This window comes from Geodermatophilus sp. SYSU D00079 (genome assembly GCF_054050635.1).
In genome coordinates this window covers 16,349-33,964 of sequence record NZ_JBJGZS010000011.1, presented here as the reverse complement: position 1 = coordinate 33,964, position 17,616 = coordinate 16,349, and the positions used below count along the sequence as shown (strand labels likewise).

The window sequence follows — 17,616 nt, the reverse complement described above, 5'->3', positions numbered from 1 at the left end:
CAACGGTGCGCACCTCCGCGCCGATCGCCGCGACGCAGGAGTGCCCCATGGCGCGCAACCTCTGGTCGGACCGTCCCCTGGGCGTCAAGCTCTCCGCCCTCGTCGCCGCCGGGGCCGTCGCCCTGTCGGTCTTCGCCGTCCTGACCGTGCAGGCCCTGCGGGAGACCGGGGCGCGCACCGACGAGCTGCTGGTGACCACCCGCGCCACCGCGGCCGCCCTGGAGGCGGACATGATGCACGACGCCGTCCGGGGCGACGTGCTGCAGGCGCTGCTCGACGGCCCGGCCGGCGGGACGGCGGCGGCCGACCTCGCCACGCACGACGCCACCCTGCGCGAGGTCCTCGCCGCGGTGGCCGGCGCCGGCCTGGACGCCGGGGTCGCCGCGGCCGTGGCCGAGGTCACCCCGGAGGTCGAGGCCTACCTCGCCGCTGCCGGCCGGATCGTCCCCCTCGCCGCCGTCGACCCGGCCGCCGCCCGCGCGGCCTACCCGTCCTTCGCCGCGTCGTTCGCCGCCCTCGAGGACGAGCTGCCCGCCGTCGGTGCCGCCGTCGACGAGGCCGCCGCGGCCGCCGCCGGGGCCAGCGCCGAGCAGCGGGGGACGGCGATCACGCTGTCGGTGCTGGTCGCCGTCGGCGGGGTGCTGGTCCTGGCCGGGCTGGGCTGGGTCGTGACGCGGTCGGTCGTCGGGCCGCTGCGCCGGGTGGGTGCGGTCCTGGCCGGGCTGGCCGAGGGGGACCTGCGCGGCGTCACCGGCGTCCGCAGCCGCGACGAGGTCGGCCGGATGGCCGCGGCCCTCGAGACCTCGCTGGACCACCTGCGCGGCGTGGTGACCACCATCGGCGACACCACGACGACGCTGGCCTCGGCGACCGAGGAGCTCGCCGTGACCGCGCAGGACATGACCCGGCTGGCCGACGAGTCGGCGGTGCAGAGCGAGGTGGTCGCCGACGCGGCCGGGCAGGTGTCGCGCAACGTGCAGACCGTGGCCGCGGGCTCGGAGGAGATGGGCGCCTCGATCGGCGAGATCGCGCGCAACGCCGGGGAGGTGGCCCGGGTGGCCGGCCAGGCGGTCACCGTCGCCGACGGCACGACGGCGACCGTCGCCAAGCTGGGGGAGTCCTCGCGGGAGATCGCCGGCGTGGTGCAGGTCATCACCGCGATCGCCGAGCAGACCAACCTCCTGGCGCTCAACGCGACCATCGAGGCGGCCCGCGCCGGGGAGGCGGGCAAGGGCTTCGCCGTGGTCGCGAACGAGGTCAAGGAGCTCGCCCAGGAGACCGCCAAGGCCACGCAGACCATCACCGCGCGGGTCGAGGCGATCCAGGCCGACACCGGCGGGGCGGTGCGGGCCATCGGGGAGATCGGCCGGATCATCGGGCTGATCAACGACTCGCAGGGCACCATCGCCGCCGCCGTCGAGGAGCAGACGGCGACCACCACGGAGATGAACCGCAACGTCGCCGAGGCGGCGGTCTCGGCCGGCCGGATCGCGGAGAACATCACCGCCGTCGCCGGGGCGGCCGGGGCGACGACCCGCGCGATGACCGACGCCCGGACGGCGATGGACGAGGTCGCCCGCATGGCGGCGACGCTCAGCTCGGCGGTGGGCCGCTTCCGCTACTGAGCCGGGCCACGGCAGGCTGGGCCCATGACCACGCCGCGCGCGCTGCCCCCCGCCGTCCGCAGGGTCCTGCCCTGGCTGCTGGCCTGGTGGGCCCTGCAGGGGGTGGTCGCCCTGACCGGCCGGCTGGTGGCCCGCCGCAAGGACGAGGGTGACGAGAGCACCGCCGGCATCCGGCGGGTGGTCGCGGTCGGTGGCGTGCAGCTGCGGCCGGTCAACCCCGAGCTCACACGGGTGCGGCTGGACGTGGTCATGGGCGGCGGCGACCTCGACCTCACGGCGCTGGAGCGGGTGCCCGGCGGCATCGACCTCACCGTGCGCGTCCTCATGGGCGGGGTGTCGGTGCGGGTCCCGGCCGGCTGGCGGGTGTGGTGGGCCTCCCGCGGCGTCGGCGGGGTCGGTCCCGACCGCGGTGCCGGCGTCGAGCGCACCGACGACGAGCGCGGCGCGGACCTGCGCATCCACGCCGGCGTGCTCTTCGGCGGGGTGGGCGTCACGGGGACGTAGTCAGCCCGGGCCCGGCGTCCCCGGCCAGGCGGCCTCGGCGGGCGGGACGTCGTCGCGCAGCACGGTGCCCTCGATGAGCCCGTAGGGGCGGTCCTCGGCGCGGTAGACCACGTCGGGGTTGTCCAGCCCGAACGCCGAGAGGTCGGCCAGGACGTGGTGCCGGTTCGGCATCGACATCCGCACCTCGGCGACGTCGGGGAACCGCTGCAGCACCGCCTCGCCCATCGCGTACAGCGTCTGCTGCAGCGCGAGGGAGTGCGTGGCGGCGAAGGTCTCCAGCAGGACGGTGCGCACGCCGGAGAACACGGCGTCGAAGTCCGGGTCGAGGGTGGTGTAGCGCCAGCGGGCGGTGACGGCGGTGGCCAGGATCCGGTCCCGGGTCTCGGCCAGCGTCGTGTAGCGGTCCCGCGGGAAGCCGGAGAACTCCGAGCCGGTGGTCTTGAGGACGACGAGGTCGGTCAGGCCGGCGAGCACGTGCACGGCGTCCCCGTCCACGGTCACCACCGCCGTCCGGACCTCCGCGCCGTCGCGGCGGAAGGCGTGCTCGTGCGGCCGGCCGCCGACGGGGATCGGAGCCCAGCCGGCGGAGTCGACCACCACCCGGGCGCCGGTGATCCACGGGTACGCGCCGGCGAGGTGGCGGGCCAGCCGCAGGCCGAAGGACTCGATCGCGCCGACGCCGTCGCGGGCGAAGGCGAGGACGGTGTTCTTCTGGGTGTCGGTCGGCAGCACGTGGGCGTTGTCGCCGGCCGTGTGCGCGGCGGTGAAGTCGCCGCGCAGGCTGGTGCTGACGGTGAGGTCGGCCAGGGTGTGCCGCGGGCGGCTGCGGTCGACGGCGACCACCCGGACCTCCGCCTTGCCGTACTGGTTCGGCCCGAGCCGGATCGCCATGCGCGACTGTTGCACGTGGAACGTCGCGGGCGGGCGCTCAGCTGCCGCGGTAGGTGGAGTAGGCGAACGGGGCCAGCAGCAGGGGCACGTGGTGGCGCTCGGCGGGCTCCCGGACGTCGAAGGAGAGGACGACCTCCGGGTAGAAGGTCTCCCGCCCCTGCCCGGTGAACCACGGGCCGGTGGCGAACACCAGCCGGTGGGTGCCGGCCCCGGTGGCCCCCTCCACGAGCCGGCAGCGGCCGTCGGCGTCGGTGACGCCCTCGGCGACCAGCTCCGCGTCGGCGTACAGCCGCACGGCGATGCCCGCGGCGGGCCGGCCGCGCACCGAGTCCAGCACGTGCGTGGAGACGCTCACCCCAGGAGCTCCCGCATCCGCAGCCCGGTGATCTGCGCCAGCTGCTCGGTGGCCTCGGCCCGCTCGGCCGCCTCGTCGGCGCCGAGCCGGCGGTGCAGCTCGGCGAGCACCTCCTCCGGTGACCGGCCCGCGGCCCGGATGAGGAAGACGTGGCCGAAGCGCTCCTCGTAGCGGCGGTTGCCCTCGGCGAGGGCGGCTCGCGTGTCGGCGTCCGCCCCGCCCAGCGCCTCCTGCTCGCGGCGGGAGGCCGCCGCCTCGGGGGATGCGCCCTCCGGCCGCTCGCCGATCCGCGGGTGCACCGTCATCGCCAGCTGCACCTCCTCCCACGGCAGGCCGCGGACCACCTGCTCGGCCCGGGCCACCAGGGCGTCGGCGTCCGGGTAGGGGCGGCCGGCGACCACCTCGGCGGCGAACCGCGGCGCGGCGTTGCAGGCCCGCAGCTGCTGGACGGCACGGTCGGCGGTCTCGGTGTTGAAGGCCTCCAGGGCTCCCATGTGCCGAGGATGCCAGCGCCGGCGCGGCCGTGGCAGGGTCGCCCGATGGGGCTGGACGACGCGGTCTACGCGGAGCTGGACCGCCGGCTGGCACCGGTCGACGCCGCCCGGCGGGCCGCCTACCCCGGCGAGCGCGCCGGCCGGCAGCCCGTGCACACCTGCTACGTGCCGGCCGACGCGGTGCGGCCCGGCCTCGCCGCGGCGTGGGGGACGGCGGCCCTCGCCGCCCTCGACGAGCACGGCCTCCCCGACCTGGGCCTGGACCCCGCCCTCGTGACGCAGGTGCTGCCGCGGGTGCGGGCCAAGCTGTCCGCCGAGCCGGTCGAGGACCTCCGGGTGGACGCCGAGGACGGCTACCACGGCGGCCCCGAGGCGGAGGACGACGACGTGCGGCGGGCGGCGGCCGCGGTGGCCGCCGACCTGGCCGCCGGCAGCGGGCCGCGGTCGGTGGGCATCCGGGCGGGGTCCCTGGAGGAGGCCACCCGGCGCCGCGGCGTCCGCAGCCTCGACCTCTTCCTCGCGGGCCTGGCGGGCGTGGCCGTCCGGGCGACCGTCACCCTCCCCAAGGTCACCGGCGCCGAGCAGGTGCGCGCGTTCCTGCCGGTGCTCGACGCGCTGGAGGCCGCGCACGGCGTCGCGCTGGACCTCGAGCTGCAGGTCGAGACCCCGCAGGCGGTGGTCGGCGCCGACGGCGCGGTGACCGCCGCCGTGCTGGTGCACGCGGCCGGGCCCCGGCTGACCGGGCTGCACTTCGGCACCTACGACTACACCGCGGCCCTGGGTGTCCCGGCGGCCGCCCAGGCCTCCGACCACCCGGTGGCGGACTTCGCGGAGCACGTGGTGCAGGTGGCCGTCGCCGGCACCGGCGCCCGCGCCGTCGACGGCTCCAGCAACGTGCTGCCGGTCGGCTCCCGGGAGCAGGTGCACGCGGCCTGGCGGCGGCACGCCGGGCTGGTGCGACGGGCGCTGGAGCGCGGCCTGGCGCAGGGGTGGGACCTGCACCCCGCCCAGCTGGTCACCCGGTACGTCGCCACCTACGCCTCCGCCCGGGCCGCCCTCCCGGACGCCGCGGCCCGGCTGCGCGCCTACCTGGACCGCGCCGGCGGCGGTGTCCTCGACGAGCCGGCGACCGCCCGGGCGCTGGCCACGGTGCTGCTGCGCGGACTGGACTGCGGCGCGCTCGACGCCGAGGAGGTGCGGGCCGGCACCGGGGCCGGACGGGACGTGCTGGACCGGCTCGCCGGGCGCTCCGCCGCCCTCCCCCGTGGCGGCGGCGGCGCTCTCCCGCCACCTACCATCCCCTCGTGAGCGCAGGGTGACCGAGCACGAACGGGGCTGGTCGCTGTTCGCCGGCGGGGGCGAGGTCGGCCGCGCGATGGCCGAGCGCGACTGGACGCAGACCCCGCTCGGCCCGCCCGACACCTGGCCCCCGGAGCTGCGCAACGTCGTCCGGGTGCTGCTGACGTCCCGGTTCCCGATGTGGGCGGCGTGGGGCCCGGAGCTCACCTTCTTCTACAACGACGCCTACAAGCATGACACCCTGCAGGGCAAGCACCCGTGGGCCCTGGGCCGCCCGGCGTCGGAGGTCTGGTCGGAGATCTGGCACGACATCGGCCCGCGCGTCCGGTCGGTGCTCGACACCGCCGTCGCCACCTGGGACGAGGACCTGCTGCTCTTCCTGGAGCGCAGCGGGTACCCGGAGGAGACGTACCACACCTTCTCCTACAGCCCGCTCGGCTCCGGCGACGGTGGCGCCGAGGGCATGCTCTGCGTGGTCACCGAGAACACCGAGCGGGTGGTCGGCGAGCGACGCATGGCCGCCCTCCGGGACCTCGCCGCGGCCATCGCGACCAGCCGCACCCGCGACGACGTCCTCGCCGCCGCCTGCGAGCAGCTGGGCCGCGACCCCGCCGACCTGCCGTTCAGCCTCACCTACCTGTTCGACGCGACCGGCACGGCCCGGCTCGGCTGCGCCTCCGGGATCGACGCGGGCTCGGCCGCGGCCCCGGAGGTCATCGCGCCGGGGGACGACGTCTGGCCGCTGGAGCGGGTCCTGGCCGGTGAGCACGTGCTGGTGGAGGACGTCGACCGGCGCTTCCCCGGCCTGCCCACCGGGGCCTGGCAGCGGCCGCCGACGCAGGCGGTCGCCGTCCCGATCGCCTCCTCCGCGAGCGACGCCGGGCCGGTCTCGGGCTTCCTCGTCGCCGGGCTCAACCCGCACCGCCGCTACGACGACCGCTACCGCGGGTTCATCGAGCTCGTCGGCAACCAGATCGCCTCCGGCCTGCTCAACGCCGGCAGCTACGAGGCCGAGCGCAACCGCGCGGAGGCGCTGGCCGAGCTCGACCGCGCCAAGACCGACTTCTTCAGCAACGTCAGCCACGAGTTCCGCACCCCGCTGACGCTCATCGCCGGGCCGGTCGCCGAGCTGCGGGGCAACCCCACGGCCCAGGCCGACCCCCGGATCCGCGAGGAGCTGGAGGTCATCGAGCGCAACGCGCTGCGGCTGGGCAAGCTGGTCAACACCCTGCTGGACTTCTCCCGCATCCAGGCCGGGCGCATCGACGCCCGGTTCGAGCCGGTCGACCTCGCCGTCACGACCGCCGAGCTGGCCAGCGTCTTCCGCTCGGCAGTGACCCGCGCCGGACTGGCCTTCACCGTCGACTGCCCGCCGGTGCGCGAACCGGTGCACGTCGACCGGGACATGTGGGAGAAGGTCGTCCTCAACCTGCTCTCCAACGCGCTGAAGTTCACCTTCACCGGCGGCATCACCGTGCGGGTCCGGCGCGACGGCGCAGCGGTGCGGCTGACCGTGGCCGACACCGGCACCGGCATCCCGCCCGAGGAGCTGCCCCGCCTCTTCGAGCGCTTCCACCGCGTCACCGACGCCCGTGGCCGCTCCGGTGAGGGCAGCGGCATCGGCCTGGCCATGGTCCGCGAGCTGGTGGCGCTGCACGGCGGCAGCGTCGACGTCGAGAGCACCCCGGGCGTCGGGACGACCTTCACGGTCACGGTGCCCCTCGGCACCGCGCACCTGCCCGCCGACCGGCTGGCCGACCCGGCGCCCGAGGCCCCCGGGGTGTCGCCGGCCGCGGCGCCGTTCCTCACCGAGGCCCTGCGCTGGGTGCCCGACGGCGACGGCGCGGGGGCGCCGGAGGTCCCCGGGCCGCCCGGCGACGCCGCCGGCCGCGTGCTGGTCGCCGACGACAACGCCGACATGCGCGCCTACGTGGTGCGGCTGCTGGCCCCCCGCTACGCCGTCCGCGCCGTCGCCGACGGCCGGCAGGCGCTGGAGGCGGCCCTCGCCGACCCGCCGGACCTCGTCGTCAGCGACGTGATGATGCCGGGGCTCGACGGCGTCGAGCTGCTCGCCGCCCTCCGCGCCGACCCCCGGACGGCGCGGGTGCCGGTGGTGCTGCTGTCCGCGCGGGCCGGTGAGGAGGCCGCGGTCGAGGGGCTGGCCGCCGGCGCCGACGACTACCTGGTCAAGCCGTTCTCCGCCCAGGAGCTGGTCGCCCGCGTCGACGCCCACCTGCACCTGGGCCAGGCCCGCCGGGCCGCCGAGGAGCGGTTCACCGCGATGGCCGACCTCGCCCCGGCCCTGATCTGGGTGGCCGACGCCGCGGGCCGGCGGACGTTCGTCAACCGCGGCTGGACGCAGTTCACCGGCCGGCCGGAGCGGGAGGAGCTCGGGGAGGGCTGGGCCGACCGGCTGCACCCGGAGGACCGCGACCGGTACGCCGCCGCGGTCGCCGACGCCGGCGTGCGCCGGGAGGGCTGGGAGGTCGAGTTCCGGCTGCGGCGGGCCGACGGCGCCTACCACTGGCTGCTGGAGCGCGCGGTGCCGTTGGGCACGGACGACGCCCCCGCCGGGTACGTCGGGAGCTGCACCGACGTCAACGCGCGGATCCGGGAGACCGAGCGGCAGACGCTGCTGGCCGAGGTCGGGGCCACGATGGACCGGGAGACCACGGTGGACGGGCGGGTCGCCGCGCTCGCCCGGCTGGTCGTCGGCAGCCGGCTGGCCGACCTGTGCACCGTGCGGCTGGTGCGGGACGACGGCCGGCTCCGCTGGGCCGGCATCGCCGGCATGGACGCCACGACCGAGGCCGCGCTGGCCGATCTGGACCCCGACGTCGGGGTGGGCCCGGAGGTGGTCCGGCGCGGCCGCCCGGTCGTGCACGCCACCCTGGCGGGGGCGACCGACCTCGGCGAGGACCACCCGGCGGTCGCGCCGCCGCTCGCGGTCGCCTCGGTGCTCGCGCTCCCGCTCACCGTGCGCGGCCGCGTGCTCGCCGTCCTCGCCCTGGGCCGGCGGGGCGACGCGCCGCCCTACACCGAGGACGACCGGGCCCTGCTCGAGGAGGTCGCCGCCCGCGCCGCCCTCGCCGTGGACAACGCCATGCTGCTCGCCGACGAGCGCGCCGCGGCCCACCGGCTGGCGCTGCTGCACCGGGCCACCGCGGAGCTGTCGGCGGCGACCACGCCGGTCGAGGTCGCCACGGCGGCCGCCGGCCACCTGCGCGCCCTCACCGGCCCCGACAGCCGGGTCGCCGTCTACGAGCTGGACGGTTCCCACCGCGGGCTGTCGGCGCTGGCCATCAGCGGCGGCAGCGAGGAGGGCCGGCGCCGGTGGAGCAGCCTGCCGCTGTCGGCCCCGCTGGTGGCCACGAACGCGGTCACCGAGCGCCGCTCCATCTGGGTCGAGGACGTCGCCGGCCTGCCGGCGCACGGACGCGCGCTGGCTCCCGAGCTGGCCGAGTCGCTGCAGGCCTTCGGGCTGGCGGCGAACGTCGGCATCCCGCTGGTCGTCGCCGGCCGGGTGGTGGGCGTCCTCGCCGTCGCCTGGCCCACGGTGCAGCGCTTCTCCGCGGTCGACCGCGCCATGCTGCTGGCCGTCGCCGAGCAGTGCGCCCAGGCGCTGGACCGCGCCCGGCTGTTCCGGGCCGAGCGGGGCATCGCCGAGACGCTGCAGCTGAGCCTCCTGCCGGCGGAGCTGCCGCGGCTGGACCGGCTGGCGCTGGCGGCGCACTACCTGCCCGGCGCGGAGGGCGCCCAGGCCGGCGGCGACTGGTACGACGTCGTCGAGCTCCCCGACGGCCGTGTGGCGATCGCCGTCGGTGACGTCGTCGGCCAGGGGCCGGCGGCGGCGGCCGTCATGGGCCAGCTGCGCAGCGCGCTGTCGACCGCCCTGCTGCAGGGCTGCGGCCCGGCCGAGGCGCTGGAACTGCTGGACCGCTTCGCCGCCCGGCTGCCGGGCGCACTGGCCTCCACGGCCGCCTGCCTCGTCGTCGACCCCGCCGCCGGGACCGTCCGGTGGGCGCGGGCCGGCCACCTGCCGCCGCTGCTGCTGGTCCCGGGCGGCGGCCGGTTCCTGGACGACGCCGGCTCCGGCGCGGTGCTGGGCGCCCCCGGCCGTCCGCCCTACCGCGAGGGCACCACGGAGGTCCCGCCGGGGGCGACCCTGCTGCTCTACACCGACGGCCTGGTCGAGCGGCGCGGTGAGGTCCTCGACGAGGGGCTGGACCGGGTCCGCGCCGCGGCCGCCCGGCACGCCGCGGCCGACCCCGTGCGACTGACCACCCGGCTGCTGGCCGACGTCCTGGCCGACACCGAGCAGCCCGACGACGTCGCCGTGATCGCCGCCCGCGTGCTGCCGGCGCCGCTGGAGGCACGGCTGCCGGCCGACCCGGCGCGCCTGTCGGGCGTCCGGCGGGCCGTGGCGGCCTGGACGGCGACGGCCGGGGTGCCCGAGGAGGTCGCCGAGGACCTGCAGCTGGCACTGGGCGAGGCGCTGGCCAACGCCGTCGAGCACGCCTACGCGGCCGGCGACGGCGCGGGGGAGTGCTCCTACCGGCTGGCCCGGGACGCCGACGGCGGCCTCCGGGTGGAGGTCCGCGACACCGGCGCGTGGCGACCACCGCCCGCGGACAAGGGCTACCGGGGGCGGGGCCTGGAGCTCATCCACGCGCTCGGCTCCGACGTCGAGATCGGCCACACCGCCGGAGGCACCGCCGTCCGGTTCCGGCTGGCCCCCGGCGTCGGGGCCGGGACCGTCTCGCGCCCGCGGTCCTCCCCGACCGAGGACGGCGGCGGTGGCGCGCAGCTGCTGGTCCACGACGAGCCGGGCGAGGTGCGCCTGGAGGTGCGGGGCGAGCTCGACCTCGCCACCGCCGGGCCGGTGCGCGTGGAGCTGCTGCGCTGCCTCGACCGGCTGCCACCCGGCTCCGCGGCGGTCCTGGACCTGGGAGCCACCACCTACCTGGCCAGCGCGGGGGTGGGCCTGGTGCTGGAGGCCCTCGCCCGTGCGGGTGATGCGGGCGTCGGGCTCGACGTCCGGACGCGCGAGGGAACGGCGCCGGCGCGCATACTCGACCTGGCCGGGGTGGGGAGACAGCCCGCCGGAACAGCCGTGCCGCCGTCCTCGTGACGACGCGCCGAGCCCTCCCCGGCAGCGGGGACCCGGCCTGCGTGTACCAGGATGTCGGAGCTGTCGGCCGGAGCGACCCGGCCAGGAAGAGGTCGGGGACCGTGCACCCAGGGGCACACGAGCGCATCGCGCCGCGCGGCTCCGTCGACCCCGGGGTCGGGCTCCGGCACGCGGCCGGGGTCGTGGACAGCCCGGCCGACCTGCTCGCGATCGCCCTGCCGTTCCTCGAGGAGGGCCTGCGTGCCGGCGACCTGGTCGGGCTGGCCTGCCCGCCGGAGACCGTGGCCCTCGTCTGCGACGCGCTGGGCGAGCGCGGCGCGGCCCTGACCAGTGACCCCGGGTTGAGCCTGCTGGGAGCGCGCGCCCCCGATGCCATGGGCGCCCTCCGGACCCTCGCGGCGCGCGCGGCGGAGCACCCGTCGGGCCGGCTGCGCGTCCTCTCCGAGGTCGACTTCGGCGACGACCCGGCGGACTGGCGCGAGGGGCAGCGGTTCGAGGCGGCGTGCAACCGGGTGCTGCAGGACAGCCCGATCTCCGCGGTGTGCCTCTACGACCGGCGACGGCTGCCGCGCCCCGTGGTCGACAGCGCCGCGGCCACCCACGACTCGCTGGTGAGTGGGGGGACCTGGACCCCCAACCCGGCCTTCCAGGAGCCGGCGGCCTACATCGCGGGCCTGCCCGTGCCCCGCGAGCCGGTCGAGGACCTCCCGCCGCTGCTCGCGGTCGACGACGCCCCCACCCTCGCCGGGCTGCGCCACCGCATCGGCGACGTGCTCGCCGACGCCGTCCCCGACGCCGAGCAGCGCGCGGACCTCCACCTGGCCACCAGCGAGATCGCCGCCAACGCGTTCCGGCACGGCCGGCGGCCGGTCTCGGCACGGGTCTGGGGCGACGACCGCCGCATCGTGTGCGCCATCACCGACGCCGGGGACCGGTTCGACGACCCGCTGGCCGGTTTCCAGCCCGCCCACGGCGACGACCTCGGCCTCGGCGGGATGGGCCTGTGGCTGGCCCGCAAGCTGTGGGACGCCGTCGACCTGCTGCCCGGCCCGGCGGGGTTCACCGTCCGCCTCAGCACCCGGTTGCACTGAGGGTGCCCGGGGCTTGACGCCGGGATACCTCACTGCTGAGGTACCGGTGTGATCGTGGTGACGGCGGCGGGCGGGCAGACCGGCACCGCCGTCGTCCGTGCCCTCCGCGACCGGGGCGAGCAGGTGCGCGCGGTGGTCTCCCGGCCCCGCCCACGCCCCGAGCTCGACGCCCTGGGGGCCGAGGTGGTCGTCGCCGAGCTCACCCAGCCGCTGCCGTGGGCCGACGTCCTCGCCGGGGCCGACGCCCTGTACCTCATCTGGCCCAACTTCGACCCCGACGAGGCCGAGGGGGCCCAGGCGCTGTTCGGCGAGGCGCGGCGGGCCGGCGTCCCCCGCGTGGTCTACCACTCGGTGCTGCGGCCGCAGGCGCGCGCGATGCCCCACCACGCCGCCAAGGACCGCGTCGAGCAGGCCCTGGACACCGCCGGCCTGGCCTGGCGGGTCCTGCAGCCGTGCGCCTACGCCCAGAACCTGGACGAGCAGGTGGCCGAGGCGGCGCGCACCGGCCGGCTGCGCAGCACGTGGGGGCTGCGCACGGGGCAGTCGCTGGTCGACCTCGCCGACGTCGCCCAGGCCGCCGCCGTGCTCCTCACCGAGGACGGGCTGGACGGCGGCACCTTCGAGGCGGTCGGGCCCGAGGCCCTGACCGCGCCCCGGATCGCCGAGCTGATCGGGGAGCGGCTCGGGCGCGAGGTGGTCGCCGAGGACGTCGTCCCCCGGGGCGCGGTGCCGGAGGCCTACGCCGGGCGCTGCCGCCGGCTGATGTTCGACCACTACCGGGCGCACGGCTTCACCGGCAGCCCGCGGGTGCTGACCGCCCTGCTCGGCCGCCCACCGCGCAGCTACGCCGACCACCTGGCCGACGTGGCCCTGCCGGCATGAGCGCCGACGGTCGCCCGGCGGAGGACGCCGTCGACCTGATCCTCACCCAGTGGGCCCGGGAGCGCCCCGACCTCGACTGCACCCCGATGGGCGTGATCGGCCGGATCACCCAGCTGCAGCGGGAGGTCTTCCTCGCCCAGCGGGCCACCTTCGCCCGGCACGGGCTGGACGCGCCGTCCTTCGACGTGCTGGCCGCCCTGCGCCGGGCCGGCGCGCCCTACCAGCTCACGCCGACCGCGCTGATGCGCACCGCGCTGGTCACCTCCGGGGCGATCACCCAGCGGCTGGACCGGCTCGAGGAGAAGGGCCTGATCACGCGGGAACGCAGCGAGGCCGACGGGCGGGCCGTCGTCGTCACGCTGACCGAGGCCGGCCGTGCCGCGCTGGACGCCGCCCTGCCCGACCACCTGGAGACCGAGCGCCGGCTGCTCGAGGGGCTCTCCGGCGGCGACCGCGCGCTGCTGGCCGACCTGCTGCGCCGCCTGCTGGTCGCCCTGGGCCGCACACCGCAGCAGCCCTGACGTCAGATCCCGGGGACGTCCTCCGGGTGCAGGTCCGCGCGCACCCGCACGAAGCGCAGCGGGTGGCGGAAGACGCCGGCCTGCAGCGCGGCGTCCGCGCTGACCTCGACGACGACGTCGGGCCGCACCCGGGTGAGCGGCACCGACAGCCGTCCGCCGCCGAAGCGGCCGGTGCCGATGCGGTCCGGCCAGGGGTGGTCGTCCGCGGCCGGCCGCAGCACCGCGGCGAGCTCGGCGGCGTGGGCGGGGGACAGCGGGCTGGTGCGGCCGACCACGACCAGCTCGCCGTCCCGGTAGCGGCCGGCCACCAGCTGGCTGGGCCGCTCGAGGGGGCCGATGACACCGCCGGCGAGCACCTCCGTGGTCTCCCAGGACTTCACCTTCACCCACTCGCGACGGCCCGGGGCGTAGCGGGTGCCGGCGCCCTTGGCGACCAGCCCCTCGACGCCGGCGACGCGCCAGTCGGCCGACCACTGCCGGGCCTCGGCGGGGTCGGTGGTGACGGGGGAGAGCTGCATCGGGGGCGCCCAGCGCGCCGCGACCTCCTCCAGCGCCGCGCGCCGCTCGCGCAGCCGGCGCGGGCGCAGGTCGGCACCGCCGAGGGCGAGCAGGTCGAAGGCGACGTAGGAGGCGGGGGCGGTGGCGACGAGGGCGCCGATGCGGCCCGGCGGGGTCACCAGCCGGCGCTGCAGCAGGCCGAAGTCCAGCCGGGTGCCGTTCCAGACGACCACCTCGCCGTCGACCACGGTGCCGGGTGGCACCTGGGCGACGGCGGCGGCGACGACGTCCGGGAAGCGGTCGGTGAGGTCGCGGCCCTGCTTGGACCACACCCGGGTGCTGCCGCCGGTGCGGACGACGACCAGCCGGTAGCCGTCCCACTTGGGCTCGTAGAGGACGCCGCCGGGCAGCGCGTCGGGCCGCGGGAGGTCCCGGACCGGCTTGGCCAGCTCCACCACGACCGGCCCGGCGAGCTCGGGCGGCACGTCGGGCAACCCGGGCACGGACAGCGGCACGTCGGCCAGCCTGAGGCGTCGGGAGCCGCCGCGGAGCGCGCTGAACTGCGCCTTCACCCGTTCGTGGCGGGTCGCCACCCTCCGCGAGGACGCCGGCGGGACGCACGCCCCGGCTGCCGGGTCGGGTGACGGCTCAGCTCCGCTCGGCCGCCAGGCGGTCGGCGAGGGTGCCGGCGAAGTCCTCGGCGACGGCGAGCTCGGCGCGCAGCGCGTCCACCCGCACCCGGGCGGCCTCGTGGAACACCCGCAGCCGGTCGACCAGCCGGCTGCGGTCCGGTCCGGCGGCTGCGAGGTCGGCGAGCAGCGTGAGCAGCTCGCGCATCTCCTCCAGGGAGAACCCGAGCGGCTTCATCCGCTTGACGACCTCGAGGCGGGCGACGTCGTCGTCGCTGTAGAGCCGGAAGCCGCCCTCGCTGCGGCTAGTCGGCACGACCAGCCCGGCCTCCTCGTAGAAGCGGATGGTGCGCAGGCTCAGGCCGGTGCGCTCGGCCACCTGCCCGATCTGCACGAGTCGCGGCGCCATCAGTGCGCCCCGCTGAGCCGGCCGGTGTGCCGGTCGAAGCGGTCCGCGGAGTGGCCCTGCAGTCCGACGATCTCGACGCGCTTGCCGCGGGTCTCGTACTTGTGCGTGATCGCGTCGAGCGTCGCGACCGTGGAGGCGTCCCAGACGTGGGCCCGCGACAGGTCGATGACCACGCGCGCCGGGTCGTCGGCGTACTCGAACTGCGTGTAGAGGTCGTTGCTGGAGGCGAAGAACAGCGCCCCGTCGACGGAGTAGCGCGCGGTCCCGTCGTCGACGACACGGGTGACGTCGACGAGGTGGGCGATGCGCCGGGCGAAGAGCACGCAGGCCACGAGGACGCCGACGCCCACACCGATGGCGAGGTTGTGGGTGAGCAGGGTGCCTGCGACGGTCGTGAGCATCACGGTGGTCTCGCTCTTGGGCATCCGGTGGATCGTCTGCAGGCTGTGCCAGTCGAAGGTCGCGATCGACACGAAGACCATCACGGCGACCAGCGCGGCCATGGGGATGACGGCGACGACGTCGCCGAGCGCCACCACCAGGACCAGCAGGAAGACCCCGGCCAGGAAGGTGGACAACCGGGTGCGGGCGCCGGCCGACTTCACGTTGATCATCGTCTGGCCGATCATGGCGCAGCCGCCCATGCCGCCGAAGAAGCCGGTGACGACGTTGGCGACGCCCTGGCCCCACGACTCGCGGGTCTTGTCCGAGTGGGTGTCGGTGATGTCGTCGACCAGCTTCGCGGTCATCAGCGACTCCATCAGCCCGACGAAGGCGATGCCGAGGGCGTAGGGCGCGAGGACCCGCAGCGTCTCCCAGGTCAGCGGGACGTCGGGGAACACCAGCGACGGGAGACTGTCGGGCAGCGCGCCCTCGTCGCCGACGTCGGGCACGTCCAGGCCGGCGACCACGGTCATCACCGTGAGCACCACGATCGCCACCAGCGGCGCCGGGACCGCTGTGGTGAGCCGCGGGAACAGGAAGATGATCGCCAGCCCCGCCGCCACCATCGGGTAGACCAGCCAGGGCACGTCGACCAGGTGCGTGATCTGCGCGCTGAAGATCAGGATCGCCAGCGCGTTGACGAAGCCGACCATCACGCTGCGCGGGACGAACCGCATCAGCCGCGCCACCCCGGCCGCGGCCAGCAGGATCTGCAGGACCCCGCCCAGGACCACCGCGGCGATCAGGTACTGCAGGCCGTGCGACGCCACCAGCGGGGCGATCACCAGGGCGATCGCGCCGGTGGCGGCGCTGATCATCGCCGGGCGGCCGCCGGTGAAGGCGATGACGACGGCCATGGTGAACGAGGCGAACAGCCCCACCCGGGGGTCGACCCCGGCGAGGATCGAGAAGCTGATCGCCTCGGGGATCAGCGCGAGGGCGACCACGAGGCCGGCCAGCACCTCGGTGCGGGCGACCGTGGGCGACAGCCAGGCGGGGCGCGTCAGGTGGGGGGTGCGCAGGGAGGACATGCCACCGATCTCGGGTCGTGCGCCGTCCGCCGGGCTCAGCGGCGGGGAAGGGCGGGGAGCGGGCGCGCCGCGGGCTCACTCCCCGGGCGCCGAGTCGCCGTCCAGCCTACGGGAACTCTCCGGTTACGTGAGAGGAGGGTGCTGCGTCCTCGCTCACGTCGGCGCGGCGCCGGCCCGGTCCACCTCGAGCAGCACGCAGGCGTCCTCGCCCTGCCCCCGCCTCACCCCGGAGGAGGTGACCGGTCGCCCCGCCCGGGGGACCATGGGGGAGATGACCGAGCGCAAGCCGACCGGGATGTCGTTCCAGACCTGGGTGGAGTCGCAGATCAGCCAGGGCCTGGCCCGGGGCGACTTCGAGGGTCTGGCCGGTGCCGGCAAGCCGCTGCCCCGCCGGGACCGCGAGGAGACCGCCTACGACTGGGCGGTGGCCAAGGCCCGCCGGGAGGGCGTGGACACCGGCGCGATGCTGCCGCCGGGGCTGGCGTTGCGCAGGGAGCGCGACGAGCTGCCGGCCCGCGTCGGGGGCCTGGGGTCCGAGGACGCCGTCCGCGCCCTGGCCGAGGACTACAACGCCCGCGTCCAGGCCTTCTGGCGTCGTCCGCAGGAGAGCCGGTGGGCGCCGGTCCCCGGCCTGGCCGACGTCGACGCGCTGGTCGCGCACTGGCGGGCCACCCGTCCTCCGCCGGCGCCGCCGCCCGAGCCGGCGCCCCCGGCGGTGCGCCGCCGCTGGTGGCACCGGCGCGGGGCCTGACCGGCCAGGATCGACGCATGCGATTCATCCTCGAGGTGGACCTCGACGCCGGCGCCCTCGCCGGCGACGACCGGGCCGCGGAGCTGGGCCGGATCCTGCGCTACTGGGGCGGGAGCATGGGGCAGGTGACGCTGGAGCCCGGCGCCCGCCAGGACCTCTACGACAGCGCCTACACCCCGGTGGGCACCTGGCGGGTCGAGGAGGCCTGACACGACGGGACCGGCGACCCCGCCGCCCCGGGTGGAGGCGGGCGGGACCACCGGTCCCGGCGGGCGGTCAGGCGGCAGTGGGCACCCGGTCGAGGAAGCCCAGCACCGTCCGGATCCGGCCGTCGCCGTCGGTCACCGCGACGTCGAAGCCGGCGATCGGGGCGTCCTGCCCCTCCGGTCCGAGGATCCACGTGAAACGGAGCTGGTCGTGGTGGGCGTCCACCGGGCCGGCGAGGCGGAACACGAAGCCGGGGAACTGGCCCTGGACGGCGGCGATGGTCGCCTCGATCTCCGCGTGCCCGGTCACGTCGGCCAGCGGGTCGGTGTAGCGGGCGTCCTCGGTGAACACCTCGGCGACCGCGGCGCGGCGGGCGGCGGGGTCGGTGGCGTTCCAGGCGGCCAGGTAGCGCTCGGCGAGCTGCGGGGTGGCGGTCATGTCGGATCTCCTCGACTCGGTCCGGCTCAGGAACGGCGCAGGCCGGCGGCCTGCAGCACGGCGAAGGCGGCGACGACGACGGCCTGGAGGAGCAGCCAGACGACGCCGGTGGTGGTGGGCGTGCCGGTGCCGGCGAGCACGACGGCGACCGAGCCGGCCGCCCAGATCGCGTTGGCCGCGACGACGGCCCGGACGGCGGAGGGCACCGGGCGGGCCGCGACGGAGCCCACGGCGACGGTGAACGCCAGCAGGAAGACGCCGGCGCCGCGCAGCCAGTCGGAGGGCAGGCCGAGGAGCCCGGCGAGGGGGGACGCGGCGAGGACGTACGCCGCGCCGTTGAGCCCGGTGACGACGGCGTCGAGTCGCAGCGCCGGCCGGAGCAGGGACGGAGGTGCGGGGCGGGTGGTGGTGGTCAT

17 protein-coding genes are annotated in these 17,616 nt (G+C 76.9%); 9 read left to right on the top strand and 8 right to left on the bottom strand.

Translation table 11 applies throughout. The annotated features are described in order from the left end of the window. Positions 1–5: 5 nt before the first annotated feature. On the top strand, positions 6–1,625 hold the full coding sequence (locus ACI79E_RS11190) for a methyl-accepting chemotaxis protein (RefSeq protein ID WP_456932613.1): 1,620 nt from the start codon (positions 6–8) through the stop codon (positions 1,623–1,625). Between the two features lie 24 nt (positions 1,626–1,649). Continuing rightward, a complete protein-coding gene (locus tag ACI79E_RS11185) occupies positions 1,650–2,129 on the top strand; it encodes a hypothetical protein (RefSeq protein WP_456932612.1) in 480 nt (159 codons plus the stop codon). On the opposite strand, the gene pucL is transcribed toward ACI79E_RS11185, so the two are convergent. From pucL to uraD, 3 genes are read right to left on the bottom strand one after another with little or no spacing between them, the layout of a single operon-like run. After that, a complete protein-coding gene (pucL, locus tag ACI79E_RS11180; RefSeq protein ID WP_456932611.1) occupies positions 2,130–3,020 on the bottom strand; it encodes a factor-independent urate hydroxylase in 891 nt (296 codons plus the stop codon). Positions 3,021–3,057: 37 nt separating this feature from the next. Beyond that, positions 3,058–3,375: a hydroxyisourate hydrolase gene (gene uraH, locus ACI79E_RS11175; protein ID WP_456932610.1), complete on the bottom strand. Its 318-nt coding sequence runs from the start codon at positions 3,373–3,375 to the stop codon at positions 3,058–3,060. Beyond that, positions 3,372–3,869, bottom strand: coding sequence for a 2-oxo-4-hydroxy-4-carboxy-5-ureidoimidazoline decarboxylase (gene uraD, locus ACI79E_RS11170; RefSeq protein ID WP_456932609.1), 498 nt, complete (start codon positions 3,867–3,869; stop codon positions 3,372–3,374). The genes uraH and uraD overlap by 4 nt, the downstream gene beginning before the upstream one ends. A gap of 45 nt (positions 3,870–3,914) precedes the next feature. Between uraD and ACI79E_RS11165 the strand changes: the two genes are divergently transcribed. From ACI79E_RS11165 to ACI79E_RS11145, 5 genes are all read left to right on the top strand, one after another. Then, entirely contained in the window at positions 3,915–5,177 is a 1,263-nt protein-coding gene (locus tag ACI79E_RS11165; RefSeq protein WP_456932608.1) for a DUF6986 family protein, read from the top strand. 7 nt (positions 5,178–5,184) lie between these two features. Then, complete coding sequence (locus ACI79E_RS11160; RefSeq protein WP_456932607.1) at positions 5,185–10,299, top strand: SpoIIE family protein phosphatase; 5,115 nt, start codon at positions 5,185–5,187, stop codon at positions 10,297–10,299. Positions 10,300–10,400: 101 nt separating this feature from the next. Continuing rightward, positions 10,401–11,390, top strand: coding sequence for an anti-sigma factor RsbA family regulatory protein (locus ACI79E_RS11155; protein ID WP_456932606.1), 990 nt, complete (start codon positions 10,401–10,403; stop codon positions 11,388–11,390). Positions 11,391–11,438: 48 nt separating this feature from the next. Beyond that, a complete protein-coding gene (locus ACI79E_RS11150) occupies positions 11,439–12,272 on the top strand; it encodes an SDR family oxidoreductase (protein WP_456932605.1) in 834 nt (277 codons plus the stop codon). Next, positions 12,269–12,793: a MarR family winged helix-turn-helix transcriptional regulator gene (locus tag ACI79E_RS11145; protein WP_456932604.1), complete on the top strand. Its 525-nt coding sequence runs from the start codon at positions 12,269–12,271 to the stop codon at positions 12,791–12,793. The genes ACI79E_RS11150 and ACI79E_RS11145 overlap by 4 nt, the downstream gene beginning before the upstream one ends. Before the next feature lie 2 nt (positions 12,794–12,795). Here the strand turns inward: ACI79E_RS11145 and ACI79E_RS11140 are convergent, their stop codons facing one another. Genes ACI79E_RS11140 through ACI79E_RS11130 form a run of 3 tightly spaced genes read right to left on the bottom strand, consistent with a single transcriptional unit; the run spans position 12,796 to position 15,804 of the window. Continuing rightward, positions 12,796–13,884 (bottom strand): ATP-dependent DNA ligase, encoded by a 1,089-nt coding sequence (locus tag ACI79E_RS11140; protein ID WP_456932603.1) that lies wholly within the window; start codon positions 13,882–13,884, stop codon positions 12,796–12,798. Positions 13,885–13,939: 55 nt separating this feature from the next. Beyond that, positions 13,940–14,329: a MerR family transcriptional regulator gene (locus ACI79E_RS11135; RefSeq protein WP_456932602.1), complete on the bottom strand. Its 390-nt coding sequence runs from the start codon at positions 14,327–14,329 to the stop codon at positions 13,940–13,942. Beyond that, positions 14,329–15,804, bottom strand: coding sequence for a SulP family inorganic anion transporter (locus ACI79E_RS11130; protein ID WP_456932601.1), 1,476 nt, complete (start codon positions 15,802–15,804; stop codon positions 14,329–14,331). Before ACI79E_RS11130 ends, ACI79E_RS11135 begins: the two co-directional genes overlap by 1 nt. A 271-nt stretch (positions 15,805–16,075) precedes the next feature. Here ACI79E_RS11130 and ACI79E_RS11125 point away from each other — a divergent pair, with 271 nt between their 5' ends. Next, positions 16,076–16,555 (top strand): DnaJ family domain-containing protein, encoded by a 480-nt coding sequence (locus tag ACI79E_RS11125; RefSeq protein WP_456932600.1) that lies wholly within the window; start codon positions 16,076–16,078, stop codon positions 16,553–16,555. Between the two features lie 17 nt (positions 16,556–16,572). Beyond that, positions 16,573–16,764, top strand: a complete 192-nt coding sequence (locus ACI79E_RS11120; RefSeq protein WP_456932599.1) for a hypothetical protein — start codon at positions 16,573–16,575, stop codon at positions 16,762–16,764. A 67-nt stretch (positions 16,765–16,831) separates the two neighbouring features. Here ACI79E_RS11120 and ACI79E_RS11115 read toward each other — a convergent pair whose 3' ends face one another. Next, entirely contained in the window at positions 16,832–17,200 is a 369-nt protein-coding gene (locus ACI79E_RS11115) for a nuclear transport factor 2 family protein (protein ID WP_456932598.1), read from the bottom strand. A 26-nt stretch (positions 17,201–17,226) separates the two neighbouring features. Next, complete coding sequence (locus ACI79E_RS11110) at positions 17,227–17,616, bottom strand: hypothetical protein (RefSeq protein ID WP_456932597.1); 390 nt, start codon at positions 17,614–17,616, stop codon at positions 17,227–17,229.

Coding starts and splice junctions, on each gene's coding strand:
- ACI79E_RS11165 (WP_456932608.1), top strand. CDS start 3,915: ATGGGGCTGGACGACGCGGTCTACGCGGAGCTGGACCGCCGGCTGGCA.
- ACI79E_RS11135 (WP_456932602.1), bottom strand. CDS start 14,329: ATGGCGCCGCGACTCGTGCAGATCGGGCAGGTGGCCGAGCGCACCGGC.
- ACI79E_RS11145 (WP_456932604.1), top strand. CDS start 12,269: ATGAGCGCCGACGGTCGCCCGGCGGAGGACGCCGTCGACCTGATCCTC.
- ACI79E_RS11110 (WP_456932597.1), bottom strand. CDS start 17,616: ATGACCACCACCACCCGCCCCGCACCTCCGTCCCTGCTCCGGCCGGCG.
- ACI79E_RS11185 (WP_456932612.1), top strand. CDS start 1,650: ATGACCACGCCGCGCGCGCTGCCCCCCGCCGTCCGCAGGGTCCTGCCC.
- ACI79E_RS11115 (WP_456932598.1), bottom strand. CDS start 17,200: ATGACCGCCACCCCGCAGCTCGCCGAGCGCTACCTGGCCGCCTGGAAC.
- ACI79E_RS11120 (WP_456932599.1), top strand. CDS start 16,573: ATGCGATTCATCCTCGAGGTGGACCTCGACGCCGGCGCCCTCGCCGGC.
- ACI79E_RS11130 (WP_456932601.1), bottom strand. CDS start 15,804: ATGTCCTCCCTGCGCACCCCCCACCTGACGCGCCCCGCCTGGCTGTCG.
- pucL (WP_456932611.1), bottom strand. CDS start 3,020: ATGGCGATCCGGCTCGGGCCGAACCAGTACGGCAAGGCGGAGGTCCGG.
- ACI79E_RS11125 (WP_456932600.1), top strand. CDS start 16,076: ATGACCGAGCGCAAGCCGACCGGGATGTCGTTCCAGACCTGGGTGGAG.
- uraD (WP_456932609.1), bottom strand. CDS start 3,869: ATGGGAGCCCTGGAGGCCTTCAACACCGAGACCGCCGACCGTGCCGTC.